Raw genomic sequence first — 12,948 nt, 5'->3', positions numbered from 1 at the left:
GGGGCGGAGCGCGTCTCGCGGGCCCGACAAGGTCGTGAACGAGCGAGAGTGGCGCGGGTGGACGAGAAGGACATGGGCACCGATCTGAAGTCGGTGCTCATCACCAAGGAAGAGATCGACGCGAAGCTGGCCGAGCTGGCCGCGAAGATCGACGCGGAATACGCGGGCAAGGACCTGCTCATCGTCGGTGTCCTCAAGGGCGCCGTGATGGTGATGGCGGACCTGGCGCGCGCCCTGTCCACCCCCCTCACCATGGACTGGATGGCCGTGTCCTCCTACGGCGCGGGCACCCAGTCCTCCGGTGTGGTCCGCATCCTCAAGGACCTGGACACCGACATCAAGGGCAAGCACGTCCTGATCGTCGAGGACATCATCGACTCCGGCCTGACGCTGTCCTGGCTGCTGTCGAACCTGGGCTCGCGCGAGCCGGAGTCGCTCAATGTCGTGACGCTTCTGCGCAAGCCGGAGGCGGCGAAGGTGGCCATCGACGTGAAGTGGGTCGGCTTCGACATCCCCAACGAGTTCGTCGTCGGTTACGGTCTCGACTACGCCGAGAAGTACCGCAACCTGCCCTTCGTGGGCACGCTCGCGCCGCACGTCTACGGCGGCTGAGCACGCTCCGTCGTGGAGCCGGTACCCCGGTGGTGAACCCGGTGGGTGAACCCGTGGCCGGGAACCCTTCCCGGTTTCCCGCCGTTGGAGCATGCGAGGGCGGGTTTGTTGACCGTCCGCGGCGGCGTCGGGTGACAATGCTGGGGTACCGTCCGAAGGTCAGCCTTTTTCAGGCCTTCGAGCCAAGCTTTCAAGGTCGAGCAGGACACCGCACGCACAGGCACCTCAATCCGGGGTGACCGTGCCTCACTGTGGCAGGAGGGACGGGGCGCCGAGCGCCCCGTATGGATGGACGTGAAGCGCTACTTCCGTGGGCCGGTCATGTGGATCGTGCTGGCCGTCCTCGCCGTGGTCGTGTTGATGCAGGTCGTCGGCTCGTCCGGCGGCTACAAGTCGGTGGACACCAGCCAGGTCGTGCACGCGATCGACAAGAACCTGGTGAAATCGGCCGAGCTGACGACCGGCGACGAGAACAAGATCAAGATCGAGCTGATCAACGGCCAGAAGATCAAGGGCTCCAGCAAGGTCCAGGCCAACTACATCGGCGACCAGGGCGTGGAGATCTCCAAGGACCTCCAGGCCAAGGCCGATGACGACGACCCGAAGACGCTGCCCGAGGGCTACAACGTCTCGACGTCGAAGCAGAACCCCTTCGTCGGGGTGCTGCTCTCGCTGCTGCCCTTCGTCCTGATCGTCGTGGTCTTCCTGTTCCTGATGAACCAGATGCAGGGCGGCGGCTCCCGGGTGATGAACTTCGGGAAGTCCAAGGCCAAGCTGATCACCAAGGACACCCCCAAGACCACCTTCGCCGACGTGGCCGGCTCCGACGAGGCCGTCGAGGAGCTCCAGGAGATCAAGGAGTTCCTCCAGGAGCCCGCGAAGTTCCAGGCCGTCGGTGCCAAGATCCCCAAGGGTGTGCTGCTCTACGGCCCGCCCGGAACGGGCAAGACGCTCCTCGCGCGCGCCGTCGCCGGCGAGGCGGGCGTCCCGTTCTACTCGATCTCCGGCTCCGACTTCGTCGAGATGTTCGTCGGTGTGGGCGCCTCCCGCGTCCGCGACCTCTTCGAGCAGGCCAAGGCCAACGCCCCGGCCATCGTCTTCGTCGACGAGATCGACGCGGTGGGCCGCCACCGCGGCGCCGGTCTCGGCGGCGGTCACGACGAGCGCGAGCAGACGCTCAACCAGCTGCTCGTCGAGATGGACGGCTTCGACGTCAAGGGCGGCGTCATCCTGATCGCCGCCACCAACCGCCCGGACATCCTCGACCCGGCGCTGCTGCGCCCGGGCCGTTTCGACCGGCAGATCGCCGTCGACCGTCCGGACATGCAGGGCCGTCTGGAGATCCTCAAGGTCCACCAGAAGGGCAAGCCGGTCGCGCCCGACGTCGACCTGGCCGCCGTCGCCCGCCGCACCCCCGGCTTCACCGGTGCCGATCTGTCGAACGTCCTGAACGAGGCCGCCCTGCTGACGGCCCGCAGCGACCGCAAGCTGATCGACAACCACTCGCTGGACGAGGCGATCGACCGCGTCGTGGCCGGCCCGCAGAAGCGGACCCGGATCATGAGCGACAAGGAGAAGAAGATCACCGCGTACCACGAGGGCGGACACGCCCTGGTCGCGGCGGCTTCCCCGAACTCCGACCCGGTTCACAAGATCACGATCCTGTCCCGGGGCCGCGCGCTCGGCTACACCATGGTCCTGCCCGACGAGGACAAGTACTCCACCACGCGCAACGAGATGCTCGACCAGCTGGCCTACATGCTGGGCGGCCGCGCGGCCGAGGAGCTCGTCTTCCACGACCCGACCACGGGCGCGGCCAACGACATCGAGAAGGCCACCGCCACGGCCCGCGCGATGGTCACCCAGTACGGCATGACCGAGCGTCTCGGCGCGATCAAGTTCGGCTCCGACAACTCCGAGCCCTTCCTGGGCCGCGAGATGGCGCACCAGCGGGACTACTCCGAAGAGGTCGCCGCGCTGGTCGACGAAGAGGTCAAGAAGCTCATCGAGACCGCGCACAACGAGGCGTGGGAGATCCTCGTCGAGAACCGTGACGTCCTCGACAACCTGGTTCTGGCCCTCCTGGAGAAGGAGACGCTGAACAAGGAGGAGATCGCCGAGATCTTCCGGCACGTCGTGAAGCGCCCGGCCCGCCCGGCGTGGACCGGCTCCTCGCGCCGTACGCCCTCCACCCGCCCGCCGGTGCTCTCCCCGAAGGAGCTCGCCCCCAGCAACGGGGCCGCCCCCGTCGACACGGTGGAGCTCACCAAGGACAGCCCGGCCACGCCGGAGAGCTGAGCCCCCCCCGGGCCCCGCGAAGGGCCCGGAATGGATGCCGCGTCACCCAGGTTTTAGCCTGGGGGCGCGGCATCGCGTTTTTGCGCGCGGTCCGAAGAGCTCCGCAGGGGCCGCACACGGCGCGACGACGTACGAGAGAACGAGGCAAGCCCATGACCGACCCGGTGACGCTGGAGGCCGAGGGCCCGATCGGCGAGTTCGACGAGAAGCGGGCGGAGAACGCCGTCCGCGAGCTGCTGATCGCGGTCGGTGAGGACCCGGACCGGGAGGGCCTGCGCGAGACGCCGGCACGAGTGGCACGCGCGTACAAGGAGATATTCGCCGGCCTCTGGCAGGAGCCGGAGGACGTGCTGACCACCACGTTCGACCTCGGGCACGACGAGATGGTGCTGGTGCGGGACATCGAGGTGTACAGCACCTGCGAGCACCACCTCGTGCCCTTCCACGGTGTGGCGCACGTCGGCTACATCCCCTCGACGACCGGCAAGATCACGGGCCTGTCGAAGCTGGCCCGGCTGGTGGACGTCTACGCCCGCCGCCCGCAGGTGCAGGAGCGCCTGACCACGCAGATCGCGGACTCCCTGATGGACATCCTGGAGCCGCGGGGCGTCGTCGTGGTCATCGAGTGCGAGCACATGTGCATGTCCATGCGGGGCATCCGCAAGCCCGGCGCCAAGACCCTGACCTCGGCGGTCCGCGGCCAGCTCCGCGACCCGGCGACGCGCGCCGAGGCGATGAGCCTGATCATGTCCCGCTGACGCAGGACATACGAAAGGGGCCCGTCGGATGACGGGCCCCGCCGGGGGCGCCCCGTAAGGGGCGGAAAAACCGCTACGCGGAAAGTCGGCTGCCCATCCACTTGAGCGTCGGGTTCAGCTCACGCCGCCACGTGTTGAAGTTGTGACCACCGCTGTCGAGCACGATCGACGAGACACGCGTCGGGGACTTCGACGCCATCTCGATGAACTTCATCGTGTCCTTGTAGTTGTGCTCACCCTTCTTGCTGGTGGTCACCAGCAGCGAGACGGGCGGCAGGCTCTTGTTCTTCAGACGCCACAGCAGGTCGTTCTCCTGCTCCAGCTGCTTGCTGCCGCCGAAGAGGGAACCGGTCGTCGGGTCCTGCGGGGCCTTGTAGTAGCCGGAGAGCGAGGCGGCCGCGCTGTACGCGTCGGGGTGGCGCATCGCGATCTTCAGCGCGCAGTAGCCGCCGGTGGAGTCGCCGATCATGCCCCAGTTCTTCGCCTTGTCGCCGACGCGGTAGTGCTCCGAGATGGCCTTGCGCAGATCCTTGGCGAAGAACGTCTCGGTCTGCGGGCCGCCGGGTATGTCCATGCATTCGGTGTCACGCGGCGGGGCGACGGTGGGACGCATCATCACCAGGATGGTGGGCTGCATCTTCTTGTCCTTGGCGAGCTTGTGCGCCCGCACCGGGTAGTCCAGACCCTTGATCAGCGCCTCGGCCGTGCCGGGGTAGCCGGTCAGCGCGACGGAGGCGGGAAAGGTCTTGTTGGCGTACTGCGGCTGGAAGTACTCCGGCGGCAGGTAGACGTACGCCGGGCTGGAGATCTTGGACTCCACGCCCACGATGTTGATCTTCTCGATCTTGCCGCCGACGCGGGGCACATTGCCGCGCGGCACCTTGACCTGCTGGGCGCTGACCACCTGCACCCGCTTGGCCCCGGCGCTGTGGTCGACCACCACGCCCTCGTTCTTGACCTGACCGAAGAGGTCGGCCCAGGAGCCGTAGAAACCGAAGGACTGGTTGGCCCAGAGGCCGATCGCCGCGAACAGCGACAGCTGCGTGGCGATCATCATGCCGACGCGGGCCAGAACGGAGCCGATGCCCTTCTTGCCCAGGCGGGGCCAGAGCCAAATGGTCAATGCGAACAGCACGACCGCAGCCACGATGGCAATGATCAGTACTGCCATGCTGGTGAGACCCATGAGGTGCTTTCTGCCGAGCGCCCCGGCGCGCGGGGTCGCGGAATGGTTACTTCTTTCCGGGCTCGGCCCCCCACGGAACCTCAACCCCGAAACCGTCGTCCTACAGGGCGCACATTGTCCGGGTGCTGCCGCCAAGTGGCGCAGGCCCACTCGACAGGACGACGGGAAGAGATGTCTGTCAGGGTAGATGGCAAAAAGTCCGACGAGGTTCCTTCGGGGTCGAAGAGGCTCGCGGGGCTTGCGCGTCTTATCAAGGGGCCCAAGCCCGAGAACGTGCCTGCCGTCGTGGGCACGATCGGGGCCCTGATCGGCCTCGCTGACATCGCGGCCGGGGTCATCCCCCGGTTCCGGTGGAGCAGGGTGCACGCCCTCTCCGAGGTGCTGCCCGGCTCCGTGACCCAGCTGGCGGCCGCCGGCTCGATCATCGTCGGCATCCTGCTGCTGATGATCGCCCACGGCCTGAAGCGCGCCAAGCAGCAGGCATGGCTGGCCGCCGTGATCCTGCTGCCCATCGGTGCCGCCGCGCAGCTGCTCTACCGCCACTCCTACATCGGTGGCGCCCTCTCCCTGCTGCTCTTCGTCTACCTCCTCCGGCACAAGAAGTCCTTCGCCGCGCTGCCGGACTCCCGCAGCCGCTGGAAGGCGCTGGCCAACCTGATCATCATGGGCGGCGTCAGCTTCGCCCTCGGCTGGGTGATCGTCGGCTCCCACGCCAACAAGATGATCGGCGACCCGCCGGTGCTGGAGCAGATCGAGCACGTCCTCTGGGGCCTCGTCGGCTTCGAGGGCTCGATCCGCTACACCGACCACGTCGACTACACCGTCGGCTACTCGCTGGGCGCCCTCGGTCTGCTGACCGTCCTCACCACCGCCTTCCTGGCCTTCCGCCCGGCCTACCCGGCCCCCCTCCTCACCGAGGAGGACGAGGACAAGCTGCGCGAGCTGCTGGCCAAGCACGGTGAGCGCGACTCGCTCGGCCACTTCGCCCTGCGCCGTGACAAGAGCGTCGTCTTCTCCCCGTCGGGCAAGGCCGCCGTCTCGTACCGCGTCGTCTCCGGCGTGATGCTCGCCAGTGGTGACCCGATCGGTGACGTCGAGGCATGGCCGGGCGCCATCGAGAAGTTCATGGAGCTGGCCAAGCGCCACTCCTGGACCCCCGCCGTCGCCGGCTGCAGCGAGACCGGTGGTGAGGTGTGGACCCGTGAGACGGGTCTGGACGCGCTGGAGATGGGCGACGAGGCCATCGTCGACGTGGCCGACTTCAGCCTGACCGGCCGTTCCATGCGGAACGTCCGCCAGATGGTCAAGCGCATCGAGCGCAACGGCTACTCCACCAAGGTGCGCCGCGTCGGCGACCTGACCCCCGAGGAGCTGGACGCCGTCCAGCGCGCCGCCAACGCCTGGCGCGACACCGAGGACGAGCGCGGCTTCTCCATGGCCCTGGGCCGCATCGGCGACCCCAAGGACCTGGACGCGATCATCGCGACCGCCCACAAGGACCCGGAGGAGGGCGAGGACCTCCCCTTCGGCGACCTCCGCGCCATGCAGCACTACGTGCCCTGGGGCAAGGACGGCAGCTCGCTGGAGCTGATGCGCCGCGACCGCAGCGCCGACCCGGGCATGAACGAGCTGCTGATCGTGGCCTTCCTCCAGGCCGCGCCCGAGCTCAAGATCAAGCGCCTGTCGCTGAACTTCGCGTTCTTCCGCTCCGCCCTGGAGCGCGGCGGCAAGCTGGGCGCGGGCCCGGTGGTCCGCATCCAGCGCGCGGTGCTGATCTTCCTCTCGCGCTGGTTCCAGATCGAGTCGCTGTACAAGTTCAACGAGAAGTTCCGGCCCCGCTGGGAGCCCCGCTTCATCGTCTTCCCCAACAGCCGTGACCTGCCCCGCATCGGCTTCGCGATGATGCAGGCCGAGGGCTTCCTGGAGCTGCCGCGACTGCTGCGCCGCCGCCCGGCCCCGCCGGAGGAGGTCCTGGAGCAGGAGGCTCCCGAGCAGAGCGAGGTCACGCGCGCCGCGTGACATGCGCCGATACCGCCCCGCGACCCCTCCCCGGCCACCCGCCGGGGAGGGGTCGCGTCGTTCACCGGCCTCGTCGCACGCCCTAGGCTGGTTCCATGAGTACGTTGCGCGGCCGTATCGGGCCGGTCGGACTGCCCGAGTGGGACCGCTGTGCGGTGATGGGCGTGGTGAACGTCACGCCCGACTCGTTCTCCGACGGCGGTCACTGGTTCGACACCGCGCTGGCGGTCAAGCGGGGGCTGGAGCTCACCGCCGCCGGCGCCGACCTGGTCGACGTGGGCGGCGAGTCCACCCGGCCGGGCGCGGTGCGGATCGACCAGGAGGAGGAGCTCCGCCGGGTGGTCCCGGTCGTCCGCGAGCTGGCGGGCGAGGGCGTGGTCGTCTCGGTGGACACCATGCGGGCCGCCGTCGCCGAGGCCGCCGTGGAGGCGGGCGCGGTACTGGTCAACGATGTCAGCGGCGGCCTCGCCGACCCCGCGATGGTCCCGGTGGTGGCCGCCGCCGGAGTGCCGTTCGTGGTGATGCACTGGCGGGGCTTCAGCGCCGACATGAACAGCCGTGCGGTCTACGGCCCCGATGTGGTCGGCGACGTCGTCGAGGAGCTGCGGCAGCGGCTGGACGCGGTGGTCGACGGCGGCATCCAGCCGGACCGGATCGTCGTGGACCCCGGCCTGGGCTTCGCCAAGCACGCCGAGCACGACCTCGCCCTGGTGGCCGGGCTCGACCGGTTCCGCCGGGAGCTGGAGCTGCCGATGCTGGTGGCCGCCTCCCGCAAGCGCTTCCTGGGCCGGGTGCTCGCCGGGCCCGAGGCCGATCCGCCGCCGGCCCGCGAGCGGGACGCCGCCACGGCCGCCGTCTCGGCGCTCGCCGCGCGCGAGGGCGCCTGGGCGGTCCGGGTCCACGAGGTACGGGCCAGCGCCGACGCCGTCCGGGTGATCCGGGCGGTGGAACGGGCGGCCGCCGCGGCCCCCACCGGTCGGGCCGCCGACGCTCCCGCCACCGCCGCGCCCGCCGCCGGCCCGACCGCCACCGAGGGGGCCGAGTGAGCGCCGCCCGCACGGACGCCGAGCGGGTCGAGCTGGCGAACACCGCCCTCTACGAGGCGATGGAGCGCGGCGACACGGCCGCCATGGACCGGCTCTGGCTGGACGACCCCGGTACCGAGGTCTCCTGCGTCCACCCCGGCTGGCCCGTGCTGCGCGGCCGGAGCGAGGTGCTGCGCTCCTACGCCCTGATCATGGCGAGCACGGACTACATCCAGTTCTTCCTCACCGATGTGGAGATCGCGGTCGTCGGCGACACGGCCCTGGTCACCTGCACGGAGAACATCCTCAGCGGTGCCCCCTCGGAGACCGAGGGCGAGCTCGGCCCGCTGGTCGGCCAGCTCGTCGTGGCCACCAATGTCTTCCGGCGCGTGGGTGACGGCTGGAAGGTGTGGTCCCACCACGGCTCACCCGTGCTCGCGGGGCGCGAGGACGAGGAGGAGGACGACTCGTCCGAGCCGGGTACGTGACGGCCGTCACGGCGCCACACGTCAGTGTGAGGAAAAGTGGCCACTCGTTCGAGCTGCTCGACGCCCGGGTAGGGGTTGAGCACGTGACTCTCGGGTAAGCGCGGCGCGAACCGCCCGGCACCCGAGGTCGGGCGCTGTCGGTGCCCGCAGGTAGATTCGAAGGTGGGCAACCCGGTCGAAGGCGGGTCCTTACCGACAACCAGCAGGAGCTGATTCGTGTGGATCGTGTCGCGCTGCGCGGCTTGAAGGCTCGCGGCCACCACGGGGTGTTCCCCAAGGAGCGCGAAGAAGGTCAGACCTTCATCGTGGACCTGGTGCTGAGCCTGGACACCCGGCCCGCCGCGGCCGACGACGACCTCGCGAAGACCGTGCACTACGGCATCGTGGCCGAGGAGGTCGTGGACGTCGTCCAGGGCGAGCCCGTCGACCTCATCGAGACCCTCGCCGAGCGGATCGCCCAGCAGTGCCTCAAGCACGAGGCGGTCCGGGAGGTGGAGGTCGTCGTCCACAAGCCGGACGCTCCCATCACCGTTCCCTTCGACGATGTGACGATCACTATCACCCGGAGCCGAGTATGAGCAGCAGCGACCCGACCGTGCAGCCGGTTCCCGCCTCCGTGGTGGAGCGAGTGGACGCGGCCGATGTGACCCTGAGCAACCCCAAGCGCGCCGTGATCTCCATCGGCAGCAACCTGGGCAACCGCCTGGAGACCCTCCAGGGCGCGATCGACGCCCTGGAGGACACCCCCGGCCTGCGCGTCAAAGCCGTCTCCCCGGTCTACGAGACGGAGCCCTGGGGCGTGGAGCCGGGCACCCAGCCGTCGTACTTCAACGCGGTGGTTCTGGTGAAGACCACGCTCCCGCCGGACTCCCTGCTGGAGCGCGGCCACGCGATCGAGGAGGCCTTCGAGCGCGTGCGGGACGAGCGCTGGGGCCCCCGGACGCTCGACGTCGACATCGTCACGTACCAGGACGTCATCTCCGACGACCCGGTGCTGACGCTGCCGCATCCCCGCGCCCACGAGCGTGCTTTCGTGCTCGCCCCGTGGTACGACGTGGATCCCGAGGCCGTGGTCCCGGGCCACGGTTCGGTGAGCGAGCTGCTGGCCGGTATCGGCCGTGAGGGCGTGGAGCCGCGCGCCGACCTGGAACTGCGGCTGCCCGAGTAGCCGTTGGGCCTACGTAGTTTTTCCGGATGACGAAGAGGGGCGACAGCTCGGTGAAGCAACTTCGGATCGGGGTGCTGGCCGGCCTCTTCGCCGTGGCCGGGGTCCTGTCATGGGCCGCCGCCCGCCTGTGGGACTCCTTCGGCACGCTGCCCAGCGTGCCGGTGGCGGCGCCCATCGTGCTGGCCGTCATCGCGGTGGTCCTCTTCGCCACGGCCCTGTCCCTGCGCGCCCGGCTGCGCGCCCAGCGCGAGCGCCGGCCGGGCGCGAAGGGCGTCGACCCCCTGGTGGCCGCGCGAGCGGTCGTCTTCGGCCAGGCCAGCGCCCTGGTCGCGGCCCTGGTCGCGGGCATGTACGGCGGAGTGGGCGCCTTCCTCCTCATGGCCGGCCTCGACGTCCCCGCCCACCGCGACCAGGCGATCTACGCGGGCGCGTCCGTCCTGGCAGGCGCCTGCGTGATAGCGGCCGCCTTCTTCATGGAACGCGTCTGCAAACTCCCGGAGGACGAGGACGACGAGGGCGGCCCGGGCGCGTCCCGGGCGTAGCGAGGACGGGCTGACTTTGTCAGCCCGTCCGGCGTTTGAGGACCCCGGGCGAAGCCCGGTCCGGGGGCCCGGGGGCGGAGCCCCTGGAAGAAACGGAGAAAGGGCGGGACAGGGGCGAGCTACCGATCGGGCACGGTCTCCAGGTAGACGTCCTGCCGCAACCCGCCACGGGCGTCCGCCTCGATCGACCGCCGCAGCGCCTCATGCAACCGCGCGGGGGTCAACACCCCCAGGAAGTGGTCCGCGTCGTCGCCGTCCAGAACGGCGATCCACCCCGCGTCATGCTGCAACATCGTGCTGAACGCCTGCTTCAGCGAAGCCCCCAGCGGCAACCACGCGTCCATCCGCCGCGCCCGCTCCCGCACCCGTGCCGTCCCCGCGCCGGAGGCGATCGCGTCGGCGGAGACCCAGCCGTGCAGCCGGTCCGCGTCGTCCAGGACGACGGCCCAGCGCGCGTCGTCCACGGCGAGCCGCGCCCGCGCGTCGGACAGCCGGTCGTCGAGGTGGACCACCGGCGGCTGCTCCAGATCCCCCGCCTCGATCGGCGTCACCGACAGCCGCTTCAGCCCCCGGTCCGCGCCGACGAAGTCGGCGACGTACGGGGTGGCGGGCGCGCCCAGCACCACCGCCGGGGCGTCAAGCTGTTCGATTTTTCCGTGGCCGTAGACCGCGATGCGGTCACCGAGCCGGACCGCCTCCTCGATGTCGTGCGTCACGAACAGCACCGTCTTGCGCACCTGCGACTGCAGCCGCAGGAACTCGCTCTGCAGCCGTTCCCGCACGACCGGGTCGACCGCGCCGAAGGGTTCGTCCATCAGGAGGACGGGCGGGTCGGCGGCGAGCGCCCGGGCGACCCCGACGCGCTGGCGCTGACCGCCGGAGAGCTGGTCGGGGTAGCGGTCGCCGTAGACGGACGGGTCGAGCCCGACGAGGTCGAGGAGCTCGGCCGCCCGCTCGCGGGCCCGCTTGCGCTGCCAGCCGAGCAGATGGGGGACGGTCGCGGTGTTCTCCAGGACCGTCTTGTGGGGGAAGAGGCCGACCTGCTGGATCACATAGCCGATGCGGCGCCGCAGCTCGACGGGGTCCACGCCGGCGATGTCCTCGCCGGCCACCCGGATGCGTCCGCTCGTGGGCTCGATCAGCCGGTTGACCATCTTCATCGTGGTGGTCTTGCCGCAGCCCGACGGTCCGACGAGCGTGACCAGCTCGCCCTCCGCGACCTCGAAGGAGAGGTCGTCCACGGCGGCTGTGCCATCGGCGTAGCGCTTGGTGACGTGCTCGAAGCGGATCATGGTTCCCCATTGTCGCCGTACTGTCCTTCGAACATTGTTGCCGTTGGACCCCGGTCGGAGGCGAATGTCAGTGCTCCGGGTTAGGGTCGCCAGTAACCGACCGTGAAAGCCGAGGGGGAGGTGAGGCACGGATGGCGGGTCAGAACTGCCTGATCGCCAACGACTGGTTCTGCGGCGAGTACGTGCGCACGCGCGGCCAGGAGCTGACGGACGCCACGCTCCAGCACGTCGGCATCACCCTGGTGTCCGTGGCGATCGGCCTGCTCGTCGCCTTCCCGCTGGCGCTGCTCGCCCGCCGCTGGCGGACGTTCGAGGGCCCGGTGCTCGGTATGACCACGATCCTCTACACCGTGCCCTCGCTGGCCATGTTCTCGCTGCTGGTGCCGGTGTTCGGCCTGTCGGCGGCCGTCGTGGTCACGGGCCTGGTGCTCTATTCGCTGACGATCCTCGTGCGGAACATCCTGGCCGGCCTCGCCGCCGTGCCGGAGGAGGCCCGCGAGGCCGCGCGCGGCATGGGGTACGGGCCGATACGGCTGCTCTTCGGGGTCGAACTGCCCCTGGCGGTTCCCGCGCTGATGGCCGGTCTGCGGATCGCCACGGTCTCGACCGTCTCGCTCACGACGGTGGGCGCGATCATCGGCTACGGCGGCCTGGGCAATCTGGTCTACGAGGGAATGCGCAGCTATTTCAAGGCGCAGGTGCTCACCGCGTCGGTGCTGTGCGTGGCGCTGGCCGTCGCCGCCGATCTCCTGCTGTTGTTCGTCCAGCGGCTGTTGACGCCCTGGGCGCGGACCGGCCGCCGTGCGGTGAACCGCCGCGCGGCCGAAGAGGCGGTGGTGGTCTGATGGACGTCATCGGACGGACGTGGGACTGGCTGACGACCGCCGCGCACTGGTCCGGCACGGACGGCGTCTGGCACCGGCTGGGGGAGCACCTCTTCCTGACCGCCGTGTGCCTGCTGATCGCGTGTGCGATCGCGCTGCCCGTCGCCGTGCTCCTCGGCCATCTGGGCAAGGGGGGCGCCCTCGCGGTCAACCTCTCCAACGCGGGCCGCGCGGTGCCGACGTTCGCGGTGCTGGTGCTGTTGCTGCTGAGCCCGCTCGGTACCCACGGCTCCTGGCCCACCATCATCGCGCTGGTCCTCTTCGCGATACCCCCGGTGCTGACCAACGCCTATGTGGGGATGCGCGGGGTGGACCGGGACATGGTCGAGGCCGCCCGGGGGATGGGCATGACGGGCGGTCAGGTGATGGCCCGGGTCGAGCTGCCCCTGGCCTTTCCGCTGATCGTGACGGGGGTGCGGTCCGCCGCCGTCCAGGTCGTGGCCACCACCACGCTCGCCGCGCTCCCCGGGGGCGGCGGCCTCGGCCGGGTCATCACGGCCGGTTTCCGGCTCACGGACACCGCGCAGGTGGTGGCCGGGGCCTTGCTGGTCGCGGTGCTCGCGCTGCTGGTGGAGGGCGCCTTCGTCCTGCTCCAGCGACGGCTCGACCCGCTGCGGGTCCGGGCCCGCGCGGTGCGTACCCCCGCGTGATCCCCGCATGAACCCTGCATGACGAA

The 12,948-nt window shown here is 70.0% G+C and carries 13 protein-coding genes; 11 read left to right on the top strand and 2 right to left on the bottom strand.

What is annotated here, in order from left to right; translation table 11 throughout:
• Positions 1–72: 72 nt before the first annotated feature.
• From hpt to folE, 3 genes are all read left to right on the top strand, one after another.
• A complete protein-coding gene (gene hpt / locus IE096_RS29860; protein WP_126918123.1) occupies positions 73–612 on the top strand; it encodes a hypoxanthine phosphoribosyltransferase in 540 nt (179 codons plus the stop codon).
• Between the two features lie 288 nt (positions 613–900).
• Positions 901–2,910, top strand: a complete 2,010-nt coding sequence (gene ftsH, locus IE096_RS29855; RefSeq protein ID WP_189457024.1) for an ATP-dependent zinc metalloprotease FtsH — start codon at positions 901–903, stop codon at positions 2,908–2,910.
• 152 nt (positions 2,911–3,062) lie between these two features.
• Entirely contained in the window at positions 3,063–3,668 is a 606-nt protein-coding gene (gene folE / locus IE096_RS29850; protein WP_189457022.1) for a GTP cyclohydrolase I FolE, read from the top strand.
• Between the two features lie 73 nt (positions 3,669–3,741).
• On the opposite strand, the gene IE096_RS29845 is transcribed toward folE, so the two are convergent.
• Positions 3,742–4,854: an alpha/beta hydrolase gene (locus IE096_RS29845; RefSeq protein ID WP_189457021.1), complete on the bottom strand. Its 1,113-nt coding sequence runs from the start codon at positions 4,852–4,854 to the stop codon at positions 3,742–3,744.
• Positions 4,855–5,025: 171 nt separating this feature from the next.
• On the opposite strand from IE096_RS29845, the gene IE096_RS29840 reads away from it, so the two are divergent.
• The 6 genes from IE096_RS29840 (at position 5,026) to IE096_RS29815 (ending at position 10,096) form a co-directional block, all read left to right on the top strand.
• Positions 5,026–6,873, top strand: a complete 1,848-nt coding sequence (locus IE096_RS29840; protein ID WP_189457020.1) for a phosphatidylglycerol lysyltransferase domain-containing protein — start codon at positions 5,026–5,028, stop codon at positions 6,871–6,873.
• 95 nt (positions 6,874–6,968) lie between these two features.
• Entirely contained in the window at positions 6,969–7,919 is a 951-nt protein-coding gene (gene folP, locus IE096_RS29835; protein WP_189457019.1) for a dihydropteroate synthase, read from the top strand.
• Positions 7,916–8,386 (top strand): nuclear transport factor 2 family protein, encoded by a 471-nt coding sequence (locus tag IE096_RS29830; protein ID WP_189457018.1) that lies wholly within the window; start codon positions 7,916–7,918, stop codon positions 8,384–8,386. Before folP ends, IE096_RS29830 begins: the two co-directional genes overlap by 4 nt.
• 218 nt (positions 8,387–8,604) lie before the next feature.
• Complete coding sequence (gene folB, locus IE096_RS29825) at positions 8,605–8,964, top strand: dihydroneopterin aldolase (protein WP_126915341.1); 360 nt, start codon at positions 8,605–8,607, stop codon at positions 8,962–8,964.
• The gene (gene folK / locus IE096_RS29820) at positions 8,961–9,554 is read left to right on the top strand and encodes a 2-amino-4-hydroxy-6-hydroxymethyldihydropteridine diphosphokinase (protein ID WP_189457017.1); all 594 of its coding nucleotides are present in this window, start codon (positions 8,961–8,963) and stop codon (positions 9,552–9,554) included. The genes folB and folK overlap by 4 nt, the downstream gene beginning before the upstream one ends.
• 50 nt (positions 9,555–9,604) lie before the next feature.
• Positions 9,605–10,096 (top strand): DUF3180 domain-containing protein, encoded by a 492-nt coding sequence (locus tag IE096_RS29815; protein ID WP_189457082.1) that lies wholly within the window; start codon positions 9,605–9,607, stop codon positions 10,094–10,096.
• A 119-nt stretch (positions 10,097–10,215) separates the two neighbouring features.
• Here IE096_RS29815 and IE096_RS29810 read toward each other — a convergent pair whose 3' ends face one another.
• The gene (locus tag IE096_RS29810) at positions 10,216–11,388 is read right to left on the bottom strand and encodes an ABC transporter ATP-binding protein (RefSeq protein WP_189457016.1); all 1,173 of its coding nucleotides are present in this window, start codon (positions 11,386–11,388) and stop codon (positions 10,216–10,218) included.
• Positions 11,389–11,519: 131 nt separating this feature from the next.
• Here IE096_RS29810 and IE096_RS29805 point away from each other — a divergent pair, with 131 nt between their 5' ends.
• Both IE096_RS29805 and IE096_RS29800 read left to right on the top strand, forming a co-directional pair.
• Complete coding sequence (locus IE096_RS29805) at positions 11,520–12,233, top strand: ABC transporter permease (RefSeq protein ID WP_189457015.1); 714 nt, start codon at positions 11,520–11,522, stop codon at positions 12,231–12,233.
• The gene (locus tag IE096_RS29800) at positions 12,233–12,922 is read left to right on the top strand and encodes an ABC transporter permease (RefSeq protein ID WP_126915346.1); all 690 of its coding nucleotides are present in this window, start codon (positions 12,233–12,235) and stop codon (positions 12,920–12,922) included. Before IE096_RS29805 ends, IE096_RS29800 begins: the two co-directional genes overlap by 1 nt.
• The last annotated feature ends 26 nt before the right edge of the window (positions 12,923–12,948 follow it).

It is taken from the genome of Streptomyces abikoensis (genome assembly GCF_014648775.1).
Taxonomy (GTDB): domain Bacteria; phylum Actinomycetota; class Actinomycetes; order Streptomycetales; family Streptomycetaceae; genus Streptomyces; species Streptomyces abikoensis.
This window is presented reverse-complemented; position numbering and strand designations above follow the sequence as displayed.

Coding starts and splice junctions, on each gene's coding strand:
- hpt (WP_126918123.1), top strand. CDS start 73: ATGGGCACCGATCTGAAGTCGGTGCTCATCACCAAGGAAGAGATCGAC.
- ftsH (WP_189457024.1), top strand. CDS start 901: ATGGACGTGAAGCGCTACTTCCGTGGGCCGGTCATGTGGATCGTGCTG.
- folE (WP_189457022.1), top strand. CDS start 3,063: ATGACCGACCCGGTGACGCTGGAGGCCGAGGGCCCGATCGGCGAGTTC.
- IE096_RS29845 (WP_189457021.1), bottom strand. CDS start 4,854: ATGGGTCTCACCAGCATGGCAGTACTGATCATTGCCATCGTGGCTGCG.
- IE096_RS29840 (WP_189457020.1), top strand. CDS start 5,026: ATGTCTGTCAGGGTAGATGGCAAAAAGTCCGACGAGGTTCCTTCGGGG.
- folP (WP_189457019.1), top strand. CDS start 6,969: ATGAGTACGTTGCGCGGCCGTATCGGGCCGGTCGGACTGCCCGAGTGG.
- folK (WP_189457017.1), top strand. CDS start 8,961: ATGAGCAGCAGCGACCCGACCGTGCAGCCGGTTCCCGCCTCCGTGGTG.
- IE096_RS29810 (WP_189457016.1), bottom strand. CDS start 11,388: ATGATCCGCTTCGAGCACGTCACCAAGCGCTACGCCGATGGCACAGCC.
- IE096_RS29805 (WP_189457015.1), top strand. CDS start 11,520: ATGGCGGGTCAGAACTGCCTGATCGCCAACGACTGGTTCTGCGGCGAG.
- IE096_RS29800 (WP_126915346.1), top strand. CDS start 12,233: ATGGACGTCATCGGACGGACGTGGGACTGGCTGACGACCGCCGCGCAC.